Source organism: Burkholderia sp. AcTa6-5 (assembly GCF_017815075.1).
GTDB classification, from domain to species: Bacteria; Pseudomonadota; Gammaproteobacteria; order Burkholderiales; family Burkholderiaceae; genus Burkholderia; species Burkholderia sola.
On the sequence record NZ_JAGIQE010000001.1, the window covers coordinates 21,077 to 43,306 of the forward strand.

21 protein-coding genes are annotated in these 22,230 nt (G+C 64.3%); 14 read left to right on the forward strand and 7 right to left on the reverse strand.

Annotation, left to right across the window (positions count from 1 at the left end):
* Positions 1–9: 9 nt before the first annotated feature.
* Positions 10–468: an Lrp/AsnC family transcriptional regulator gene (locus J8I33_RS00075; RefSeq protein ID WP_209932934.1), complete on the reverse strand. Its 459-nt coding sequence runs from the start codon at positions 466–468 to the stop codon at positions 10–12.
* 183 nt (positions 469–651) lie between these two features.
* Here J8I33_RS00075 and J8I33_RS00080 point away from each other — a divergent pair, with 183 nt between their 5' ends.
* Complete coding sequence (locus J8I33_RS00080) at positions 652–1,749, forward strand: branched-chain amino acid aminotransferase (RefSeq protein ID WP_209932418.1); 1,098 nt, start codon at positions 652–654, stop codon at positions 1,747–1,749.
* Positions 1,750–1,886: 137 nt separating this feature from the next.
* Positions 1,887–3,758, forward strand: a complete 1,872-nt coding sequence (locus J8I33_RS00085; RefSeq protein ID WP_245171227.1) for an FUSC family protein — start codon at positions 1,887–1,889, stop codon at positions 3,756–3,758.
* 506 nt (positions 3,759–4,264) lie between these two features.
* Here the strand turns inward: J8I33_RS00085 and J8I33_RS00090 are convergent.
* Complete coding sequence (locus J8I33_RS00090) at positions 4,265–5,203, reverse strand: response regulator (protein WP_209924948.1); 939 nt, start codon at positions 5,201–5,203, stop codon at positions 4,265–4,267.
* A gap of 67 nt (positions 5,204–5,270) precedes the next feature.
* Positions 5,271–8,690, reverse strand: coding sequence for an ATP-binding protein (locus J8I33_RS00095; protein WP_209932420.1), 3,420 nt, complete (start codon positions 8,688–8,690; stop codon positions 5,271–5,273).
* 224 nt (positions 8,691–8,914) lie between these two features.
* On the opposite strand from J8I33_RS00095, the gene urtA reads away from it, so the two are divergent.
* The 8 genes from urtA to J8I33_RS00135 all read left to right on the forward strand — a co-directional run bounded on the left by urtA (position 8,915) and on the right by J8I33_RS00135 (position 16,640).
* The gene (gene urtA, locus J8I33_RS00100; RefSeq protein WP_124554993.1) at positions 8,915–10,189 is read left to right on the forward strand and encodes an urea ABC transporter substrate-binding protein; all 1,275 of its coding nucleotides are present in this window, start codon (positions 8,915–8,917) and stop codon (positions 10,187–10,189) included.
* A 55-nt stretch (positions 10,190–10,244) separates the two neighbouring features.
* On the forward strand, positions 10,245–11,162 hold the full coding sequence (gene urtB / locus J8I33_RS00105; RefSeq protein ID WP_011875582.1) for an urea ABC transporter permease subunit UrtB: 918 nt from the start codon (positions 10,245–10,247) through the stop codon (positions 11,160–11,162).
* 55 nt (positions 11,163–11,217) lie between these two features.
* Positions 11,218–12,387 carry an urea ABC transporter permease subunit UrtC gene (gene urtC, locus J8I33_RS00110; protein ID WP_050012863.1) on the forward strand — a complete coding sequence of 390 codons (1,170 nt, stop codon included), beginning with the start codon at positions 11,218–11,220 and terminating at the stop codon, positions 12,385–12,387.
* A gap of 3 nt (positions 12,388–12,390) precedes the next feature.
* Positions 12,391–13,134, forward strand: a complete 744-nt coding sequence (gene urtD / locus J8I33_RS00115; protein ID WP_209932424.1) for an urea ABC transporter ATP-binding protein UrtD — start codon at positions 12,391–12,393, stop codon at positions 13,132–13,134.
* A gap of 34 nt (positions 13,135–13,168) precedes the next feature.
* On the forward strand, positions 13,169–13,858 hold the full coding sequence (gene urtE / locus J8I33_RS00120; protein WP_050012861.1) for an urea ABC transporter ATP-binding subunit UrtE: 690 nt from the start codon (positions 13,169–13,171) through the stop codon (positions 13,856–13,858).
* 61 nt (positions 13,859–13,919) lie between these two features.
* Positions 13,920–15,158 (forward strand): formamidase, encoded by a 1,239-nt coding sequence (fmdA, locus tag J8I33_RS00125; RefSeq protein ID WP_050012860.1) that lies wholly within the window; start codon positions 13,920–13,922, stop codon positions 15,156–15,158.
* Between the two features lie 37 nt (positions 15,159–15,195).
* Positions 15,196–15,531: a zinc ribbon domain-containing protein gene (locus tag J8I33_RS00130; protein ID WP_050012859.1), complete on the forward strand. Its 336-nt coding sequence runs from the start codon at positions 15,196–15,198 to the stop codon at positions 15,529–15,531.
* 83 nt (positions 15,532–15,614) lie between these two features.
* Positions 15,615–16,640, forward strand: a complete 1,026-nt coding sequence (locus tag J8I33_RS00135; protein ID WP_050012858.1) for an aliphatic amidase — start codon at positions 15,615–15,617, stop codon at positions 16,638–16,640.
* Positions 16,641–16,666: 26 nt separating this feature from the next.
* Here J8I33_RS00135 and J8I33_RS00140 read toward each other — a convergent pair whose 3' ends face one another.
* Positions 16,667–17,476 carry an alpha/beta hydrolase gene (locus J8I33_RS00140; RefSeq protein ID WP_124639142.1) on the reverse strand — a complete coding sequence of 270 codons (810 nt, stop codon included), beginning with the start codon at positions 17,474–17,476 and terminating at the stop codon, positions 16,667–16,669.
* A 117-nt stretch (positions 17,477–17,593) separates the two neighbouring features.
* On the opposite strand from J8I33_RS00140, the gene J8I33_RS00145 reads away from it, so the two are divergent.
* Positions 17,594–18,511 (forward strand): LysR family transcriptional regulator, encoded by a 918-nt coding sequence (locus J8I33_RS00145; protein ID WP_209932426.1) that lies wholly within the window; start codon positions 17,594–17,596, stop codon positions 18,509–18,511.
* A 39-nt stretch (positions 18,512–18,550) separates the two neighbouring features.
* On the opposite strand, the gene J8I33_RS00150 is transcribed toward J8I33_RS00145, so the two are convergent.
* A complete protein-coding gene (locus J8I33_RS00150) occupies positions 18,551–19,444 on the reverse strand; it encodes a LysR family transcriptional regulator (protein ID WP_209932428.1) in 894 nt (297 codons plus the stop codon).
* Positions 19,445–19,579: 135 nt separating this feature from the next.
* Here J8I33_RS00150 and J8I33_RS00155 point away from each other — a divergent pair, with 135 nt between their 5' ends.
* Entirely contained in the window at positions 19,580–20,581 is a 1,002-nt protein-coding gene (locus J8I33_RS00155) for a zinc-binding dehydrogenase (RefSeq protein ID WP_209932430.1), read from the forward strand.
* A gap of 98 nt (positions 20,582–20,679) precedes the next feature.
* Here the strand turns inward: J8I33_RS00155 and J8I33_RS00160 are convergent, their stop codons facing one another.
* A complete protein-coding gene (locus J8I33_RS00160) occupies positions 20,680–20,985 on the reverse strand; it encodes a DUF4148 domain-containing protein (protein ID WP_209932432.1) in 306 nt (101 codons plus the stop codon).
* Positions 20,986–21,278: 293 nt separating this feature from the next.
* Here J8I33_RS00160 and J8I33_RS00165 point away from each other — a divergent pair, with 293 nt between their 5' ends.
* Positions 21,279–21,473: a hypothetical protein gene (locus J8I33_RS00165; RefSeq protein ID WP_245170146.1), complete on the forward strand. Its 195-nt coding sequence runs from the start codon at positions 21,279–21,281 to the stop codon at positions 21,471–21,473.
* A 63-nt stretch (positions 21,474–21,536) separates the two neighbouring features.
* Positions 21,537–21,860 (forward strand): hypothetical protein, encoded by a 324-nt coding sequence (locus J8I33_RS00170; RefSeq protein ID WP_185723124.1) that lies wholly within the window; start codon positions 21,537–21,539, stop codon positions 21,858–21,860.
* Here J8I33_RS00170 and J8I33_RS00175 read toward each other — a convergent pair.
* The gene (locus tag J8I33_RS00175; RefSeq protein ID WP_204384308.1) at positions 21,848–22,120 is read right to left on the reverse strand and encodes a DUF4148 domain-containing protein; all 273 of its coding nucleotides are present in this window, start codon (positions 22,118–22,120) and stop codon (positions 21,848–21,850) included. The genes J8I33_RS00170 and J8I33_RS00175 overlap by 13 nt on opposite strands.
* Positions 22,121–22,230 lie beyond the last annotated feature (110 nt).

Consider the following 22,230-nt stretch of genomic DNA (forward strand, 5'->3'; position numbering starts at 1 on the left):
CGTACGCGATCACAGCGGAAGCACGGAAGTCTGCTTGATCTTCTGCATCGGAATCTCGGTCTTCACGCTCTGCACGCCTTCGATCCGGGTCAGGTGGTCGATCTGGAGTTGCCGATAGGCGTCGATATCGGCGGTCACGACACGCAGCAGGCAATCGCAATCGCCCGCCATCAAGTGGCACTCGAGCACCTGTGGAAGGCGCTGAACCGCTTCGGTGAAACGGTCGACGGTTTTCGCGTCCTGGCTCGTCAGCCAGATGCGGACGAAGACGGTCAACCCCGCGCCGATCTTCGATGCGTCGAGCAGCGCCGCGTAGCGCTCGATGACGCCAGCCTGTTCCAGCTGCTTGACCCGACGCAGGCACGGTGACGGCGACAGCCCCACCTTCTGCGCCAGTTCCACGTTCTGGATTCGTCCGTCTTCCTGAAGCACGCTCAGAATGCGACGGTCCATTTCGTCCAGTTCGATGACGGCCATTGATCGGACCTATTCGGTTGAGGCACGCGGTGCCCGGGTTTTCGGGTTTTGAAGCATGGAATTGCTAAATCGCGCCCATCTTAAGGCGAACACGCAACCTGAAATTATTTTTTCTACGATAAATTTTTGCCCGTAGCAGCCGGGACGGTCCCGCTGCCGATCAAGGGGCAAACGATGAGCACCGATTCCGTCCAGCACTTCGAATTCGAACAAAATCCTCACCCCGTCGCGGCGGCCGAGCGCGCCGCGCTGCTCGCCAATCCCGGTTTCGGCCGGGTCTTCACGGATCACATGGTGACGATCCGGTACTCGGCGGACGAAGGGTGGCATCACGCGAAAATCGGGCCGCGCGAACCGTTCCGGTTCGATCCGGCGACGCTCGTGCTGCACTACGCGCAGGAAATCTTCGAGGGCTTGAAAGCCTTCCGGCTGCCGGACGGCGGCGCGGCGTTGTTCCGTCCCGATGCGAATGCGCGGCGCTTTCGTCATTCGGCCGAGCGGCTCTCGATGGCGCCGTTGCCGGAGGCGATGTTCGTCGAATCGGTACGTGCGCTCGTCCGCGCCGATCGCGACTGGATTCCGGCGTTCGACGGCGCGGCGCTGTATTTGCGGCCGTTCATGATCGCGACGGAGGCGGTGCTCGGCGTGAAGCCGTCGCCGGAGTATCTGTATTGCGTGATCGCGACGCCGGTCGGCGCGTACTTCAAGAGCGGCGCGTCGGGCGTGACGCTGTGGGTGTCGGAGCAGTACACGCGGGCGGCGCCGGGCGGCACGGGCGACGCGAAATGCGGCGGCAACTACGCGGCGAGCCTGGCCGCACAGGCGGAGGCGACTCGCGAAGGCTGCGAGCAGGTGGTGTTTCTCGATGCGGTCGAACGCCGCTGGATCGAGGAGCTGGGCGGGATGAACGTGTTCTTCGTGTTCGACGACGGATCGATCCAGACGCCGCCGCTGAACGGGACGATTCTGCCTGGCATCACGCGCGCGTCGTTGGTCACGCTGGCTCGGGAACTGAATTACACGGTGCGGGAGGAGGGCTACACGATCGAGCAGTGGCAGGCGGACGCGCGCAGCGGTCGGCTGGTCGAGGCGTTCGCCTGCGGCACGGCGGCGGTCGTGACGGCGATCGGCCGGGTGAAGGGTCGCGCGTACGACTTCACGATCGGCGAAGGCGGCGCGGGGCCGGTCACGTCGCGGCTGAAGGGGGCGCTGCTCGATATCCAGAACGGGCGCGAAGCCGATCGCCACGGCTGGGTGGACCGCGTGTTTTGAGTTCGGCACGGCGGCCGTCGCGTGTCGTGGCGGCCGTCCTGAAAGCCGCGGCCGGCATGCCGGCCGGAAGCAGCCGTGCCGCCTCCTGGAATGCTTTGATCATGTCAGCTGTTTCGTTGTCACGCGCCATTGACCGCTTGTTCATTGTCGACCCCGGTCTTCATCGGCTGCTGGGCGGTGTGCGCGCCGCACTCGCGAGCGTGCTCGCCGGCGCGCTCGGCATTGCATCGGCGCTGCATCTCGGTCTCGCGATCACCACCGGCGCCGTGGGCATACTGTTCGCGATGATCGCGCCGCTCTTCCTGCGCGATGCTCGCCGGCTGGACTGGTATGAATCGCTGGCCTGGCAATACGGCGTCGCATGCGCGAGTTTCGCCGCCGCCGCCGTCGCGAGTGCGTGGCCGGCGGTCGGCAAGGCGGGTTTCGTGATCGTCCTGTTCTGTTCGATGCTGTGCCAGACTCAAGGGCCGCGCACGATCGGATGTGCGTTCCTGGCGATCGCGATGTACTACCTTGGCCTCTATCTGCATCCGGCCGCGCTACAGGTCGGCCACATGCTCGCGATGTCGATCGCGGGCCCGGCGGGCGTCGTGCTCGTCTGCCGGATGCTGTTGCCGACGCATGCGGCGCACACGCCCCGGCTCATCGCGCGCTCGGTATCGCTGCACGCGGCATGCATTGCGCGAAGCGCCGTGTCGGACGCGGGCGAGTTCGATGCGATGGCGCATTTGCTCACGTTGAACGAAGCCGCCGTCGCGCTCGAGAATCATGCGTCGACATTCGATGAACGCGACGCGCGTGCATTGCACGCCGCGCTCGTCGCATTGGAGATCGCGGCCGCCCGGCGCGTGCTGAACCACGACCGGACGGATGCCGCCGCCGCGGCGCTACGCGCGGCGATTGCGCGCTTCGATGCCGTCGCCGGCGACGTGGCGGCGCGCAGGACCGCCGCACGTCCGCCCGCGTCCCCGCCGCATGCGCGTGCGGTTCGGTGGGGCGCCGGCTGGCGCACGCTTGCATGGTTGCCGGCGATCCGCGCCGTGGCGGCTGCGTGCGCCGCGATGTTGATCGGCGAGACGCTGTCGTCGGAGCGATGGATGTGGGCGGTGCTTAGCACGTTCGTCGTGTTCTTCGGCACGTATTCGTGTGCGGACACGGTCTATCGCGGCACGCAACGCGTCGTCGGCACGCTCGCCGGCGCGCTTGCGAGCGTACTCGTCGTCAGTGCCGTTCATCATGCGAATGCAGTCGTGGTCATCGTCATGGGCGTGTGCGTGTGCGTGTGCGTGTTTGCCTGGGCGTACCACATCCTGCATGCCTACGGGCGCGGCGTATTCTTTTTGACGGTGCTGATCGGCGTCGTCTATGCGCAACTGGGGTTCGAGATCGGAACGCTTGCGGAACTGCGTATCGGCGAGGTGTTGATCGGCTGCGCGGTTTCGCTCGCGGCGGCGATGCTGGTGATGCCGCTGGCGGCGTCGCGCCACATCGCGATGCGTTCGCACAACCTGTTGGCGGCGCTGCGCGAACTCATGCACGAGCGCGACGATGGCACGCGGCCGGAGGCGGCGCAGATGCGCGCGGCCGATCGCCGTTTTCACGACGTGCGTATGGCGATCAGGCCGCTGGCTGCGTGGAGCATGTTCCGCGTATCCGGCGATGCGCGACGGTTGTCGGACACGCTGCTGTCTTGCTGGCTGCATGGCCGGATCGTCGCGACGCTCCTGCCTGCTGAAGCCGACGGCCCGGTTGTCGGATTCGAACGGCATTCACGCGCAGCCATCGTCACGCGAATCGATGCGTTGATGGACGATCTGGATCACAGTCGCTCGATGCGACTCGACGCGGCTGCGAACGTGGGGCACGGAACGCTCGCGATATCCGGTGATCGTCCGTTACCGGCCCATCCGGAACTGGCTCGGCTCGACGCGAAGCTGACCGAACTCAACCGGGCATTCGAGCACGCGCTGTTCGGAAAGGTGACGGGCGAGAAACGGTGGCGGAGATAACGGCGGCGCTCGCATCGCTCGCGCGTTGAGCGCTGACACGCATTCTGGTGCGCTAGGGTCTGTTTACATATGGAACGCGCATGCGTTGCCACGAGAACGGCCGCTCGCGAGGCGCGCGACGCCGCGAATACTGACGTATTCGCAAGGAGCGCAACGCGGCGAGCGGCCGTTCTCGTGGCAACCCCAAATTAAAAAATCATTCCACGGGAATGCCCGAAATCGCCCGTATGGCGGCGTCGCTCGTCGCTTGTTTGGCTCGGCCAAACGGTGCTCCTCACTCCTTGCCATACGCCCCGGAGGAAGTCCCCTTGGGGGACGAGCGATTTCGGGCATTCGCATGCGCGTTCCATATGTAAACAGATAGGAATCGACGGATCTCGCGCATCGGGCTGCCGACTGGCTATCGTTGGCGGCACCCGCGATCCGCCGATCGTTCGGACGGTCGTTCAACGCATCGCCTCGCCAGCAACGTTCGCGCCACCGATATGCGGGAAAGCGATAGCTTTTCACGTGCGCTCGAGCATCTTGATCGCTGCGGCGGCGGCTCCCGCACGGGTCTCGACATGCAACTTCCGGAACAGGTGTTCGAGATGCTTGTTCACCGTGCGCGGGGCGATGCCCAGAATGTCGCCGATATCGCGGTTCGTCTTGCCGTGCGACACCCACAGCAACACTTCGGCTTCCCGCATGGTCAGGCCGAAGCGTTCGGCGAGCGCATTGCAATGCACCGTGTCGTCTCTTTCCTTGAGGATCACGATCCATTCACCCGGCTCCGGACCGAGCGTCGCACTGGCCGAGCGGCGTATCTGGCCCGAGCCGAATTCATGCACGGCGTCGTCCTGGGCGCCGCGCGCGAGCCAGTCGATGAACCAGGCGCGCAGCGGCGCAGGCAGTTTCGGCGGCGCATCGGTATCGCGCGCGTTCGTGGTTTGCGCGGCATCGAAGCGGTCGTCATGCGCGGCCGTGTATGCAGCGATATGATGCGCAGCCTGAGGGCTCTGCCACCGAATCGTGCCGTCCACGCCGACGATCAGCGCCGCGCGCGTGTCGAGCGACAGTGCGGCCTCCGCATACAACTGTGCGCGTGAACGCCGCACGTGGGCGCCGATGCGCGCGCACAACTCCTCGGGCTGCACCGGCTTGGTCACGTAATCGATGCCGCCCACGCGAAAGCCGCGTACGACGTGCTCGCTTTCCGTCAATGCAGTCATGAAGATGACGGGCAGATGCTCGTGCCGTCCGTCCTGCTTGATGCGCACACAGGTTTCGAAGCCGTCCATGCCGGGCATCATTGCGTCGAGCAACACCACGTCGGGCGTCACGCGCGCGAGGCGCTTGAGCGCGTCGTCGCCGGACAGCGCGACGATCACCGCGTAGCCGTGCGCCTGCAGCGTATCGGAGAGAAAGGCGAGGTTCTCCGGCGTATCGTCGACGATCAATATCATGGGCCGTTCGCGCAGCCACACGGCCGGAGCCTCGACGATCGGGGAGGCCGCGATCGGGGTGTGCGCGTCATGCGTCCGCGCCGCGCGCGAGTCGGTCAAGTTCATGCTCGAGTTCCCTTAGCTGAAAACGTTCCGCCAACGAGCGCAACGCGTCGATTTGATCCCGCAACGCGGGCCAGGCCTCACGGGCGGCGTCGAGCTGTTCGATCACGCCCTGTACGTAGCCGACTTCGAGATGCGCATGCAGATGCTCGACGAGCCCGCGCGGCCACACGGCGGGCGTGGGCGGCGCTGTCGCGACCGGCGCGCTCGCGCCGGTATCGGACGCGATCCAGTCGAGTGCAAGCAGTTGCGCAAGCTTGTCGAGCAGCAGATTCACCTGCAGCGGTTTCACCAGATAACCCTTGCATCCGGTCGCGCTCGCGCGATCGCGGTCGTCGGCGAACGCGTTGGCGGAGAGCAGCACGATGGGTGCGCTCGACAACTGATTCTCGGAGATCAGGCGGCTGGTTTCGTAGCCGTCCATCAACGGCATCGAAATGTCCATGACGATCGCGTCCGCCGTGTGCATCGCCAGCCAACGCAGCGCATCGGTGCCGCTGGCCGCTTCGGCGACATCGAAGCCGAGCGGCGTCAGCAATTGCACGACGATATCGCGCTGGTCGTCGAGGTCGTCGACCACGAGAATGGTGCGGCGCGCACCCGTATAGCCGCGAATCGACGCGAGTTCGGTCGGGGTTTCGGCCGCCGCGTCGACGGCCGGGGCGAACAGGCGTACCACGAAGCGCGTGCCGTGGCCGACTTTGCTGTCCACTTCGAGGCTGCCGCCGAGCGCGTGCGTGAGCAGGCGGCAGATCGTGAGTCCGAGGCCGGCGCCGTGATCGTACGCATGGGCCGCTTCGCCGCGTTCGAACGGCAGGAACAGGCGCTCCATTTCGGCGGGCGGGATGCCGGGGCCGGTATCGATCACCTCGAACTTGAGCGTATCGAGCCCGTGACTCACGCGCAGCGTGATCGTGCCGCTCGACGTGAAGCGGATCGCATTGCCGATCAGGTTCGTGAGGATCTGGCTCATGCACTTCTGGTCGGTGCGCACGGTGGCGGGCAGCCGGCCGGCCGTCTGCACATCGAAGGCGAGCGCCTTTTCGAGCGCCTGCGGACGGAGCATCGACGTCAGATGCGCGACGAAATCGGCGAGCGATACCTTGGCGATGTTCAACTGAAGTTTGCCCGCCTCGATGCGCGCGATGTCGAGCAGACCGTCGACGAGCGCGAGCAAATGCTCGCCGCTGCGATGGATCGTGCGCACGGCGTTGTAGCGCGTGGGCGTGAGTTCTTCCTTCGCCTGCAGCAGCAACTGCGTGTAGCCGAGAATGCTGTTCAGCGGCGTGCGCAACTCGTGGCTCAAGCCGGACACGTAACGGCTCTTGGCCTGATTGGCCGATTCCGCGGCGGCGGTCGCGCGCTTGAGCGCCGCGTCGGTTTTCTGATGCGCGTCGATTTCCAGCATCAGCAATTCGTTTTGCCGCTGCGATTCTTCCTGCGTGACACGACGGTTTTCGCGCTCGAGCACGAACCACCAGGCCGCGATGCAGCCCACCAGCGAGAGCGCGAGAAAGATATTCAGAAAACTGCCCGAGAGCGCATGGCCGATCGACGGTCCGGCGGCGCTCATCGACGTCGCGCTCTGCGACCAGATCAGATAGAGCACGCTCCCCAGCACCGCGAGCATCGCGCACACGAGGCTCGCATAGTGGATCAGGCGTAGCGCGGCGGGGCCGAGTCGCGCACCGGGCAGCACGCGATGCAGCGCGCGGCCGGCCTGCGACGCGAAGCGCGCGTGCGGCTTGCAGCGGTCGTGGCAGCGCGAGTCGAGCGAGCAGCACAGCGAGCAAATCGTGCCGCCATAGGCCGGGCAGTACGCCGTATCGTCGGGTTCGAAGGTGTTTTCGCAGATCGCGCAGCGCAGCGAGGTGGCGTCGCCGGTCGGTTGCGCGGCGCGGGCAATGTAATAGCGACCGCGTGTCAGTACCGCGAGCACGGGCGCGCACGCGAACGCCGCGCCGAACGCGATGAACGACGACATCGCCTGGGCGAGCGCGCCGAACAGGCCGCTATGCGCCAGCATCGCGACGGCGGCCGCGATCAGCATCGCGCCGACGCCCACGGGGTTCACATCGTAGAGGTGCGCGCGCTTGAACTCGATATGTCGCGGGCTGTAGCCGAGCGGCTTGTTGATGACGAGATCGGCGAACAACGCGCCGATCCACGCGATCGCGATGTTCGCGTAGAGCGACAGCACCTTGGCGATCGCATCGAACACGCCCATTTCCACGAGCAGCAACGCGATCATGACGTTGAACACGAGCCACACCACGCGGCCCGGATGGCTGTGCGTGAGCCGCGCGAAAAAATTGGACCACGCGAGCGAGCCCGCATAGGCGTTGGTCACGTTGATCTTCAACTGCGAGACGATCACGAACAGCGTCATCGCGGGCAGCGCCCAGCTCGCGAGCCCCAGCGGATCGAGCAGCAGATGATAGGCGACGAGGTACATCTGCGTCGGCTCGGTGGCGTGGCTGGCATCGACTTCATACTGGAGCGCGATGAAGGCGAGCAGGGCGCCGCCCAGCATCTTGAGCGCGCCGGGCACGATCCAGCCAGGCCCCGTCGAGAGCAGCGCGAACCACCAGCGCGTGCGGTTCTTCGCGGTGAGCGGCGGCAGGAACCGCAGATAGTCGACCTGTTCACCCACTTGCACGATCAGCGCGAACACGACCGTCGACGCCTGACCGAAGGCGATCAGGCTGAACGCGCGGCCTTGCGGCGCGAAGCCCGCGAAGGTGGTCCATTGCGCGATGAGGTCGGGATGGCGCCACAGCACGGCGGCGTAGGGCAGTACGAACAACACGAGCCACAGCGGCTGCGTCCAGCTTTGCAGGCGGTTGATCAGCGTGATGCCGAACATGACGATCGGAATCACCACGAGCGAACTCACGACGTAGGCGATCGCCAGCGAAATATGAAAATACAGCTGGAGCGCCAGCGACATGATGGCCGCTTCGAGCGCGAAAAAAATGAACGTGAACACCGCGTACAGCAGCGACGTGACCGTCGAGCCGATATAGCCGAAGCCCGCGCCGCGCGTGAGCAGGTCCATGTCGACGCCGTAGCGCGCCGCGTAATAGCTGATGGGTAAACTGGTCAGCCAGATCAGCACGGAGACGGCCGCGATGGCCCAGAACGCGTTCGTGAAGCCGTAGTTCACGACGAGACTGCCGCCGATCGCCTCCAGCACCAGAAACGACACCGCGCCGATCGCCGTATTGGCCACGCGCAGCTCCGACCAGCGCCGGAATGAGCGCGGCGTGAAGCGCAGCGCGTAGTCCTCGAGGGTTTCGTCGCCGACCCACGCGTTGTAGTCGCGGCGCACCTTGACGATGCGTTGGGTACCGGGCGCGCCCATTGACGGGTGACTCTGGGACATGAAGATGATCCGAATTGGTGCGAAAGCGGCACGAGCGGGGCGTGAACGGCACAACGGCGGACCACGGCGCCCAGGATCGCCCTGCAATGCAAATTACATTCCAGTACGCGCGCCGGAAATACGTCGATTGACGTATTTCGATCGTCAAATTGGCTTTCTACATTGCGTCCAACCTCGACCCAGCCCGCAGCGATCCGCGCCGGGCGCCCGATAAGGAGAACGTGATGTCCGCAGACGATCGACTCGATGACGAAGCCCGGATGCCTTCGCCGCTGCGCCGGAAAATGCTCGGCGGTCTCGCCGCCGCGCCGCTGATGGCGTTGGGCCTGCCGCGCGGCGCGTTGGCGCAAACGCCGCCCACGGCGAAGGTCAACACCACGGGCCTCGCGGTCACGGATACGACCGTGACGGTCGGCCAGCTCCACTCGGCCACGGGCACGATGGCGATTTCCGAAACCGGCTCGATCCAGGCCGAGCGCCTCGCGATCGAGCAGATCAACGCGATGGGCGGCGTGCTCGGCCGCAAGGTGCGGATCATTCAGGAAGACGGCGCGTCCGACTGGCCGACCTTCGCCGAAAAGTCGAAGAAGCTGCTGGAGAACGACCACGTCGCGGCCGTGTTCGGCTGCTGGACTTCGGCCTCGCGCAAGGCTGTGCTGCCGGTGTTCGAGAAGGACAACGGCCTGCTGTATTACCCGACCTTCTACGAAGGCCTCGAACAGTCGAAGAACGTGTTCTACACGGGCCAGGAAGCGACCCAGCAGATTGTCTGGGCGCTCGACTGGGCGTCGAACACGAAGAAGGCCAAGACCTTCTTCCTGATCGGTTCCGACTACATCTGGCCGCGCACGTCGAACAAGATCGCGCGGCGCCATATCGAACAGCATCTGCATGCGAAGGTGGTGGGGGAGGAGTACTACCCGCTCGGCACGACCGAGTTCGCGTCGCTGATGAACAAGATCAAGCTCGCGCGCCCGGACTGCATCTTCGCGACTGTGGTGGGCGGCTCGAACGTGGCGTTCTACAAGCAGCTCAAGGCCGCGGGCATCACGCCGCAGAAGCAGTTTCTGCTGACGCTGTCGGTGACCGAGGACGAAGTGCTCGGCATCGGCGGCGACAACTTCGCGGGCTTCTATTCGTCGATGAAGTACTTCCAGTCGCTCGATAACGACAACAACAAGAAGTTCGTCGCGGCATTCAAGGCGCGCTACGGCCAGAAGTCGGTGATCGGCGACGTGACGCAGGCCGCCTATCTCGGCCCGTGGATCTGGAAGGCCGCGTGCGAGCGCGCGGGCAGTTTCGACGTGGACAAGGTGGTCGCGCATTCGGCCGGCATCGAAGTGGCGAACGCGCCGCAAGGCTATGCGAAGGTCGATGCGAACCATCACCTGTGGAGCCGCTCGCTGATCGGGCAGGGCCAGGCGGACGGCCAGTTCAAGGTCGTCGCGCAGTCGGAGCAACCGATCCAGCCGAATCCGTTCCCGAAGGGCTACATGTAATCCGTCAACCGCAGCGGCGCGGCGGCCGATGACGCCGCCGCGCGAGGAGCGTTCGATGTCCGCTACCGATATTTTCAACATCACGCTGATGCAGGGCTTCGCCGGTCTGAGCCTCTTCAGCGTCCTGCTCCTGATGGGGCTCGGGCTCGCCGTGATCTTCGGCCAGATGGGCGTGATCAACATGGCGCACGGCGAATTCATGACGATCGGCGCGTATACGGTCTACCTGTTTTCGTGGTTTTCGCAGAACGTCTGGCACGCGCTCACGCCCGTGTATTTCTTCTTCGCGATTCTCGCGGCGTTCGCGCTGGCCTTCGCGGCCGGCTGGCTCGCCGAATGGGCGCTGATCCGCCATCTGTACAAGCGGCCGCTCGACACGCTGCTCGCCACCTGGGGCCTGAGCCTCGGCATGCAGCAGGTGTTCCGCTCGACCTTCGGGCCGAAGGAGGTGAGTCCGGCGCTGCCCGACTGGCTGATGGGTTCGTGGGAGCCCACGCCCGGCCTCGACATTCCGGTGAGCGGCATGTTCGTGATGGGCCTCGCGCTGCTGATGACGGGCGGCCTGCTGCTCGCGCTCTATCGGTCGCGCTGGGGCTTGCGCGTGCGCGCCACGGTCGCGAACCGGCCGATGGCGAACGCGGCGGGCATCAACACGCGGCGCACCGACCGCATGACGTTCGCGATCGGCTGCGGGATCGCGGGCGTGGCCGGCGCGGCCTTCACGGCGATCGGCTCGACGGGACCGACGAGCGGCTCGCTGTATATCGTCGATTCGTTTCTCGTCGTGACGTTCGGCGGCGCGGCGAGCCTGCTCGGTACCGTGGCGTCGGCGTTCGGCATCGCGCAGATGCAGTCGATCAGCGAGTTCTTTCTGTCGGGCTCGATTGCGCGCGTGCTCACGCTGCTGACCGTCGTCGTGATTCTGATGCTGCGTCCGCAAGGCCTGTTTGCGTCGAAGGTGCGGCGAGTTTGAGCGTGCGTTCATGCACAAGCGTCATTGACAGCTTCATTCCACTGGAGAGAGGGACATGGAACCCATCCAATCCGCGGCGAGCGGCGTATCCCCGCGATCCGGCCCGGGCGCGCCGCCGGCCGGCTGGCGCGTGCGCGTGGCGCGACTCGATGCGTCGGGCTACGCGGGCATCGTGTTGCTCGCGCTGCTGATCGTGGTCGTGTTTCCGCTCGCGCTCGACACGTTCCGCCTGAACCTGATGGGCAAGTACCTGACCTACGCGTTCGTGGCGATCGGCCTCGTGATCGCGTGGGGCTACGGCGGCGTGCTCAGTCTCGGCCAGGGCGTGTTCTTCGGCCTCGGCGGCTACGCGATGGCGATGTTTCTCAAGCTCGAGGCATCCGATCCGGCCGCCACGCACACGCAGACGACGCCCGGCATTCCCGACTTCATGGACTGGAACCAGCTCACCGCACTGCCCACGTGGTGGAAGCCGTTTCACTCGTTGCCGTTCTCGATCCTCGCGGTGCTCGTCGTGCCGACGGCGCTCGCGTTCGTGATCGGCTACGCGATGTTCAAGCGGCGCGTGGGCGGCGTGTACTTCGCGATCATCACGCAGGCGGTCGCGCTGATTCTGTCGGTGCTGATCATCGGGCAGCAGGGCTATACGGGCGGCGTGAACGGCATCACCGACCTGCGCACGCTGCTCGGCTGGGACATCCGCACGGATCACGCGAAGCTTGTGCTGTATTTCGTGAACGCCGCGTTGCTGATCGGCGCGCTGCTCGCGTGCCGCTGGGTTCAGCGCAGCAAGCTCGGCACGTTGCTGCTCGCGATGCGCGACAAGGAAGACCGCGTGCGCTTCTCGGGCTACGACGTCGCCATGTTCAAGGTGTTCGCGTTCTGTTTCGCGGCGATGCTCGCGGCCATCGGCGGTGCGATGTTCACGCTGCAGGTGGGCTTCATGTCGCCGTCGTTCGTCGGCATCGTGCCGTCGATCGAAATGGTGATCTACGCGGCCGTCGGCGGGCGCATGTCGCTGGTCGGCGCGGTATACGGCGCGATTCTCGTCAATCTCGGCAAGAGCTGGTTTTCGGAGAGTTTTCCGAACCTCTGGCTCTATCTGATGGCGGCGATGTTCATCGGCGTGGTGATGGTGTTTCCGAACGGGCTGGCGGGTCTGTACGACGAGCATGTGCGCCCGCGCGTGCGGCGGCTGCTCGGCGCGGCGAACGAGGAGGCATGAAGCATGAGCAATACCGACTTTCTGCTCGCGATCGAAGACCTGACCGTGTCGTTCGACGGCTTCAAGGCGATCGATTCGCTCAATCTCTATCTCGAACGCGGCGAGCTGCGCGTCGTGATCGGCCCGAACGGCGCAGGCAAGACCACGCTGCTCGATCTCATCTGCGGCAAGACGAAGGAAACGGCGGGCAGCATCAAGTTCCGCAATGAGGAAATCACGCATCTCGCGGAATTCCGCCGCGTGCGTAAAGGGATCGGCCGCAAGTTCCAGACGCCGTCGATTTACGAAAACCTGAGCGTGGCGCAGAACCTCGAAGTGTCGTTTCCGCGCGGACGCAGCGTGTTCGGCGCGCTCGCGTATCGCGAGGACGCCGACATGGCCGATCGCGTGCGCGACGTGGCCGATGAAATCGGCCTCGCCGGCACGCTCGATCTGGAAGCGGGGCTGCTGTCGCACGGCCAGAAGCAGTGGCTCGAAATCGGCATGCTGCTGATGCAGGACCCCGAACTGCTGATGCTCGACGAGCCGATTGCGGGCATGAGCGTGCGCGAGCGCGAACTGACCGCCGATCTGCTCGACCGCATTTGCCGCAACCGCTCGATGATCGTGATCGAGCACGACATGGCCTTCGTGGAGCGCATCGCGCACAAGGTCACGGTCATGCATCAGGGGAAGATTCTCGCGGAAGGACCAATGGCGCAGGTGCAGGCCGATCCGCGCGTGATCGACGTGTACCTGGGCCACTGAGCCGGCAACCGAACGACAACACGGAGAACACATCATGCTGGAAGTCGACGATCTCGTCGTCAGCTACGGTCAGAGCGAGGTGCTGCATGGCATCGGCTTTGCCGTTGCGCAAGGCGAAAGCGTGGCCGTGATGGGCCGCAACGGCATGGGCAAGACGACGCTGTTCAAGGCGCTGATCGGCATGCTGCCCGCCAATCGCGGCACCGTGCGCGTGGCCGGCGCCGACGTCTCGAAGGACGAGAGCTACCGCCGCGTGTCGAAAGGCATCGGCTACGTGCCGCAAGGGCGGCAGATCTTCGCGTCGCTGACCGTCGAGGAAAACATCCAGACGGGCCTCGAAAACGCGCAGAGCCAGCGCGTGCCCGACGAACTTTACGCGTTGTTTCCCGTGCTGTTCGACATGAGAAAGCGCAAGGGCGGCAATCTGTCGGGCGGCCAGCAACAGCAACTCGCGATTGCGCGCGCGCTCGCGACCGACCCGAAAGTGCTGTTGCTGGACGAGCCGACCGAAGGCATCCAGCCGTCCGTCATCAAGGACATCGCCAAGGCGCTCAACCAGATTCGCACGAGCCGCCATATCGCCATCGTCGTGTCGGAGCAGGTGTTGAGCTTCGCGCTCGACGTGGCCGACCGCCTGTTCGTGATCGAGGGCGGGCGCTTCGTGCACCAAAGCACGCGCGATGCGGGCGACACCGACCGCATCCGCGAATATCTGTCCGTCTGAGCGCGGCGCGGCGTTCGCGCGCCGCGCCGTATGTCAATCCGCGAACCCAGGAGCGAACGCCATGCCCGAGACTCTCATCAAGGTCGATCTGAACCAGTCGGCTTACGAAAACGAACAGGTGCACAACCGCTGGCACCCCGATATTCCGATGGCCTGCTGGGTCAAGCCCGGCGACGATTTCATCCTCGAAACCTACGACTGGACCGGCGGCTTCATCAAGAACGACGACAGCGCCGACGACGTGCGCGACATCGACCTGTCGATCGTGCACTTTCTGTCCGGCCCGGTCGGCGTGCATGGCGCGGAGCCCGGCGACCTGCTGGTGGTCGACCTGCTCGACATCGGCGCGAAGGCCGATAGTCAGTGGGGCTTCAATGGCTTCTTTTCGAAGACCAACGGCGGCGGCTTTCTCACCGATCATTTCCCCAGCGCGCAGAAATCGATCTGGGATTTTCACGGGGTGTACACGAGTTCGCGCCATATTCCGGGCGTGAATTTCGCGGGCCTGATTCACCCGGGCCTGATCGGCTGCCTGCCCGACCCGGCACTGCTCGAGACCTGGAACGCGCGCGAAACCGGCCTGATCGCCACCGCGCCCGATCGTGTGCCGCCGCTCGCGAATCCGCCGTTCGCGGCCACCGCGCACATGGGCAAGCTCGCGGGCGACGCGCGCGACCGGGCCGCCGCGCAGGGCGCGCGCACGGTGCCCCCGCGCGAGCACGGCGGCAATTGCGACATCAAGGATCTGTCGCGCGGCTCGAAGGTGTTTTTCCCTGTCTACGTGGATGGCGCGGGCCTGTCGGTCGGCGACCTGCACTTCAGCCAGGGCGACGGCGAGATCACGTTCTGCGGCGCGATCGAAATGGCCGGCTGGGTGCATATGCGCGTGAATCTCATCAAGGGCGGCATGGCGAAATACGGGATTCGCAACCCCGTCTTTCAGCCCAGCCCGATCACGCCGACCTATAACGATTACCTCATTTTCGAGGGCATTTCCGTCGACGAGCAGGGTGGCCAGCATTATCTCGACGTCACCACCGCGTATCGCCAGGCGTGCCTGAACGCGATCGAGTACCTGAAGAAATTCGGCTATTCGGGCGCGCAAGCCTATTCGCTGCTCGGCTGTGCGCCGGTGCAGGGGCACATCAGCGGCGTGGTGGATATTCCGAACGCGTGTGCGACCTTGTGGCTGCCCACGCAGATCTTCGACTTCGACATTCGCCCGAATGCCGACGGCCCGATCCGGCACATCCAGGGCGGCGTCGATCTGCCGTGTTCGCCGGATCTCGCGAACGCGTGACCGACACACTGAAATGACGCAGGAATAGGAGGCCGTCATGCCAATCTACGACTTCGAATGCGCGAGCTGCGGGCCCTTCTCCGTCATGCGTCGCATCGCGGATCGCGAGAAACCGTGCCGCTGTCCCGATTGCGGCGCCGAAGGCGGGCGCGTCATCAGCGCGCCATCACTGGCGTTGATGGGAGGTACGCGCCGCGCCGCACACACGACCAACGAACGTGCCGCGCACGCGCCGCGTCAGTCCGGCGACGGGCCGCCACTACGCCATCGCGCCGGTTGCAGTTGCTGCTCGGGCGGCGCGTCGAAACTCGCAGGCACGGCGTCGGACGGCCTCAAGCGGCCGGCGGGACGGCCGTGGATGATCAGCCACTAAGGTGTGCCGCGCGCGAGCCGATGCGCGGAAGCAGCGGCCGTCGCGCGCGGCGTCAACGTGTACGTGTTAGAGGAGGAAGCGTCATGCGACAGGGTGATATTTCGAGTAGCCGCGACTGTGTGGGCGTCGCGGTGGTCAACTACAAGATGCCGCGTCTGCACACGAAGGCGGAGGTGCTCGACAACGCGCGGCGTATCGCCGACATGGTGGTCGGCATGAAGCAGGGTTTGCCGGGCATGGATCTCGTGGTGTTTCCCGAGTATTCCACGCACGGCATCATGTACGACCGCCAGGAGATGTTCGATACGGCGTCCGCGATTCCCGGCGAAGAGACGGATATTTTCGCGGCGGCGTGCCGCAAGGCCAACGTGTGGGGCGTGTTCTCGATCACGGGCGAGCGCCACGAGGAACATCCGCGCAAGGTGCCGTACAACACGCTCGTGCTGATCGACAATCGCGGCGAGATCGTGCAGAAGTATCGGAAGATCATGCCGTGGACGCCGATCGAAGGCTGGTATCCGGGCGACCGCACCTATGTGACGGATGGGCCGAAGGGCCTCAAGATCAGCCTGATCATCTGCGATGACGGCAATTATCCGGAGATCTGGCGCGACTGCGCGATGAATGGCGCGGAGCTGATCGTGCGCTGCCAGGGCTATATGTATCCGGCGAAAGAGCAGCAGGTGATGGTCGCGAAGGCGATGGCGTGGATGAACAACACCTACGTGGCCGTGGCCAACGCCACGGGGTGGGACGGCGTGTATTCGTACTTCGGCCATTCGGCGATCGTCGGGTTTGACGGGCGCACGCTCGGCGAATGCGGCGAGGAGGAAATGGGCGTGCAGTATGCGGAGCTGTCGCTGGGCATGATTCGCGACGCGCGGCGCAACATGCAGTCGCAGAACCATCTGTACAAGCTGCTGCATCGCGGTTATACCGGCACGATCCATTCCGGCGATGGCGCGAATGGCGTCGCCGAATGTCCGTTCGGCTTCTATCGCGACTGGATTGCGGATCCCGACGCCACGCGTCGCCGTGTCGAAGCGCTCACGCGCGCAACACCCGGCACGCCGGAATGTCCGATCGACGGAATTCCGCACGAAGAGTGAGTATGCGCGCCGTGGGCGTCGGGTGCTCATTGTGCGGTGGGTGCGGCACGCCATTCAGGTTTTGCCGCAGCAACGAAGTCTTCGATGAGTCGCGCAACTTCGGTCGGCGCCTCTAGCGGCGCCAAGTGGCCGACGCCAGGAAGAATATGCATGGTCGCTTGCCGAATACGCGGCAGCAGTTCCGTTCGCAATGTGACCACGCGATCCACCTGGTCCAGTTCCCCGGAGAGGACGATCGTCGGTACGTCGATCGAAGTTACGGCCGCACTGATATCTTCGCGCATCGCCACCTCCGGCCAACCAGCTTTAGCCTGCGGCGCAGCCTTCAGGCTATCCTCGATGACCATTTCGCGGCAGGCGGTGTCGAGCGGTTTGGCGGTAAGTACGTGGTCGATAACGAATTCGACCGACTCGCGCGATTGATAGGCGCCCGTCAGCGTCGCACGTTCTTCCGCGGAAAGCAGCATCGGCGATGGTGGCGATGGCGCGACCAGCACAAGGCCTTGAAGCCCGTTCGGCCGTCGCGACGCGATGAACTGCGCGACCTTGCCACCCATCGAATGACCGACGAGTACGTAGCGTTGCAAACCCAGTGTCTCGATGACGCCCTCGGCGTCGGCAGCGAGATCGGCAATACCGTAGCCATCCGCCGGCGCATCGGACTTGCCCCAGCCCCGATGGTCAGTGGCGACGGTGCGATATCGGCTCGATAACAGGTCCGTCACGCGTTGCCATGTCCGCGACGAGCCGCCGTAGTAATGCAGGAACACCAGGGCCGGGTCGCCCTGGCCGGCTTGGGTCACGTGGATTCGCGTGCCATTCGCTTCGATTTCCATTTGCGCTGCCTCTTCCCGGTTGGATGGATGAATCGTAGCGTCGCGCCTGCAATTTGATAATTGCACGCGGGATAGCGGCAGTCGATAATGGTGTTATCGAATCAGGCGGGGGCGAAAATGGACCGATTGACCAGCCTTGGCGTGTTCGTCGCTGCTGTCGAAGAGGGCAGTCTGGCTGCAGCCGCGCGGCGCTTCGGGTTGTCGCCGGCGATGGCCGGGAAACACGTGAGTGCGATCGAGGCCCAACTGAACGCGCGACTTCTGCAACGCACCACGCGGCGCTTGAGCCTGACCGATATCGGCCAGACGTACTACGCTCGCAGCAAGCAAATTCTGGAAGCATTTGAAGACGCCAACCGGGAGGCGCACGATTCGCAACGCACGGCGCGCGGCGTTCTCCGCATTGCGGCGCCTGTCACGTTCGGTGCGATGCACTTGGGCGAGGTCACGGCCCGCTATCTCGAGGACCACCCGCAGGTCAACGTGGAAGTGCTGCTCGGCGACCGCTATGTCGATCTCCTGGAGGACGGCATCGACGTCGCCATCCGGATTGGGAAGCTGCAGGACAGCGCGCTCGTTACAAGTCGCATCGCGCCATGTCGAATGGTCATATGCGCGTCGCCCGCGTACATCGAGCGGCATGGAATGCCGCGTAAGCCGAGTGATCTGGTTCATGCACAGCGGCTCGTCTTCAGCGAGGCCGTCTCGGCCGGGGATTGGACATTATTCGATGCGAAAAACCGCGCGCATGTCATCGAAGGGCCCTGTCGAATCGCTGCCAACAACACCCAGATGCTTCTGTCTGCCGCGTTGGCGGGCGCCGGCGTCGCGTACGGCCCGACTTTCGTCTTCGGGGAGCATGTGCGACGTGGCGAGCTCGTCGCGCTACTGCCAAGCTACCGAGCAACCGAGTTGACGATACAGGCGGTCTACCCGAGTGCTCGGCGCATCCCGCTCAAGGTTCGACGGTTCGTCGACTACCTGACTGCAGCGTGCGGCAACGAGCCGCCTTGGGATCGAAGTTGGAAAAGGTAGGATGGCGACAAGCCGCTACGCGCGATCGGCTGGCCCGGTTCAGGTAGAAGCGGTTCCGAGTGCCGACATCAAGTAATCGATCACTACCCGGACTCGCGTCGGTACGCGTCGACCGGTGGGATAGACGAGATGGGTTGCCATGCGTTCCGGCTGAAACTCGGGCAGGAGGACTTCGACTTGCCCGGTATCGATTTCCGCTCCGAAGAGCCATCGTGGCGCCTGGGCAATGCCGAGCCCGTGCAGTACCGCGGCGCGCACCTGCTCTGCGTCACCCGTAAAGAAAGACCCCTGAGGAACGCGATGAACGGTTTCCCGCCCGACCTTGAAGCGCCAAGGGCGGCGCTCATGGTTTCGAGCGAAGACGACGCCTGTATGTCCGTCCAGATCGGCCAGCCGGGCAGGCCTGCCTTTCGCTGCGATATAGCCCGGACTGGCCACGAGCAGCGATTCCGTTTCCGATAGTTTTCTCGCTGTCAGCGAGGAATCCACCAGCGGCCCGTGGCGGATTGCCAGATCCATGCCTTCCCCGACCAGGTCGACCTGTCGTTCGGATACGGATAATTCGAGCGCAACGTGCGGATATTGCCGAAAGAACCCGGGAAGGAGCGGCGTCACGCACAGGCGGCCGTAGGCAGGCGCGGTCGTCAATCTCACCAAGCCTTGCGGCGATTGCTGTCGCGTCCCGACCGACGACTCCAGCGAATCGAAGCCCTCCATCAAGGGCTTGGCCGATTCATAGAACGCCTGGCCCGCCGCGGTGATCACCACCTGACGCGACGTTCGCAACACCAGCTGAGCACCGAGATACTGCTCCAGCGCGGCAATCTGCTTGCTTACGGTTGGTTGTCCAATGCCTTCCTCTCGCCCTACTGCGGAAAAACTGCCGCATTCGACTAGTCGGACAAACAGGCGAATTGCATCCAGACGATCCATGGGTATTCGTATCGATCCATTCTGTATTGGAATCGATGGTATGCCGGGAGGCTGCGTTTCGGCAACGGGCTTACTTGTTTAAGTTACCGCCTGTGCAGTTACCGCCATCGCTGTTTATCGCTGGAGAAACGCGTCATGAAAGCTATCTGCGTTACCGCTGAACGCTCGTTGGAAGTTCGCGATATCCGGCCGCCGAGCCGGCCGGAAGCAGGCCATGTGCTGATCGACATGGAGGCATCTGCAATCAACCATGGCGACAAGATATTTTTGCGTGCGCGTGCTGACGATGGCAAAGCGCTGCCGGCGAGCCAGCACGGTGTGTGGGGCGCATCCGGTGCCGGGACGGTAGTGGCGACGGGTGCCGGTGTACCAGAGCGTTATATGGGAAGACGTGTCGCTGTCTACCGCTCGCTGAACCGTAGCGCGTACAACCTCGGGTTTTGGTGCGAAAAAGCGCAGGTGCCTTACACGAGTTGCCTGATCTTGCCCGAACACGTCAGCGCACGGGACTATTGCGGGTCGCTGGTCAACGTGATCGCAGCCTATGCGTTTCTCGAAACGATTACCGAGGCCGGGCATCGCGGCGTGATCGCCACGGCGGGGAACTCGGCAACCGGTCTGGCGCTCGCGGCCCTCGCTCGTCAGAGAAATATGCCGGTCATCTCCATGGTGAGGAGCCAGGCTGCGCAGGAGGCTCTGCACCGCGATGGTGTCGAGCATATCGTGCGCGCCGATGAAGACTTTACCGACACACTTGGAAAGCTGTCATCGGAGCTTGGAACGACGGCCGTATTCGATGGCGTGGGCGGTGCGCTGACCGGCCAGCTGGCAACCTGTCTGCCGATGCGCTCGTCCGTATATTTCTACGGCACGATGGCTGGCCCCGTTCCGTTTCCCGTGTCGGCGCCGCTCTTCATGATGAAAGATCTGTCGATGCAGCGTTTCAGCAATTTCGAGAGCCGCACGGTGCGAGAGCATGAAAGGCTGGTGGCTGCGCTGCATGCGCTCGAGAGCGTGATCGGCGATCCCGTGTTCAGGACGCGCGTCGGTCAGGAATTCAGCTTCGATCTGATCGACGACGCCATGACGTACGAGTCCGTCGACGGACGAAAGGCGATACTGGCGAGCCGGTCGTGAAGCATCGATGGGGCGTATCGGTTATCAACTTCACAGGAAAACGCGCGCGGTCACAAGGCTCGCGCGCAAACTCGGAGAATGGTTGCCATGCGGACAATTCAGTTACCGCTCGACGCGACGGTATTGGCTACCCCGGCGCAATCGCGCCGGTACTTCTGCATCAGGCGCGCCTGCGCCGAATCGATATCGTCGGGATAGCTGCTCTCGTCTCCGGACGACGGATCGTAGCCGACGGACTCCAGCTCGTTCAGTTCGTTGACGAGCTGTCGGTGGGAGATCGGGCCGTTCGCGTGCACGAACGGATAGTCATGGCATTGCGCCGACGTGAGGTTCGTCTCGGCATGCGCGGAGACGCTCGATGCGAGCATGGCGGCGCAGACGAGGTAACGGATGGGATGATTCATCTTCGGCTCCTGGATAGCGTTGAATAGAGGCCGTACGGCAGGATGCCTGCGTCGGCCGCGGGACGAAGATTAGGGACAGCGGACTATCCAAACAGCAGCGCGAGGATGAAACATGTTTTAGGAAAATCCGCATCCGGTCATGCATGGGCTGCCGCATGCACTGAAAGTTAAAGAATCCTTCATGCCTGTGTTCCCGGATGGTCAGGCGCAGCGGCGTATCGTCGAGCGATGGATCATTCGATGCCGCGCACCGCGCGGTGCGCACTGGGGGTAATGCAATGAAATCGACCGTCATGACGGCTGGACTGATCGCGCTGGCGTGTTCGTCGCTGCCGGCGTTCGCGAAGGTGCAGGGAACCGGGCTCGCGATTGCCGATGTGACGCTCGCGCACGCAAAAGCCGAACATGGAGATCGTGCGATCGATGCCGAGCGCAATCTCGCGTCGCATCGCGCGGACAGATCGAGCACGCAATCGCACCAGGGCTGAGATGCCCGACGTTCGAATCGATAGCGCAAGCCGCTACGGCTATCCGGTGACGCCGCCGGACGCATGAACGCGCGATTCCGGCCGAGCAACGAACATGACGGGCGCCTTGCCGATGGCAGCGCGCCCGTCATGTTCGTTTACGAGCCGAAGAACGGCACGCAGAAGTCGGGCGGCCCGACACAATCGTCTGGGCCGTCGGGCGGCGCGGAGGCGCACCCGGACAACATGACGCTGACAGCCATCGCGACGAGTGCGATACGGGCGGAACGAGCGAGCAACGGACGAAGTTTCATGAAGTTTGAGCAATTCGGTGGGCGGCTGGCGGCGCTGCCGGCGTGGGCCGGGCACCCCGCCCGGCCGCACGGTCGCGCGCATCAATGCGAATAGAGCGTGGAGTTCAGGTACTTGAGTTGTCCGTCCTGTTCGGCGTGCACGAGCTCGGCATGGACCTCGGCGCGCGTCTTTTCATGAATCGGCTGGCCGTAAGGCGGCACCCATTGGCCGGCAGCCTGAGTGCCTGGCACGCCGTCCTTGGTGGCGGCCGGGGAGATCTGCACCGGCCGGCTGCCGGTCAGTGCAAACGCGGGAACGGACAGCGTGCCGATTGCGGCGAGCAGGGTCGCGGCAATGACGTTGGCGGTTTTCATGTCGGGAGTCCTCATGATGATTGAACGGGTTCATCCACCGGCGCGGCGTGTCGGTGTCGCGCACGGGTTGAGGACAAGCATAGGCGGCGGACATTAGCGGATCGGCATAC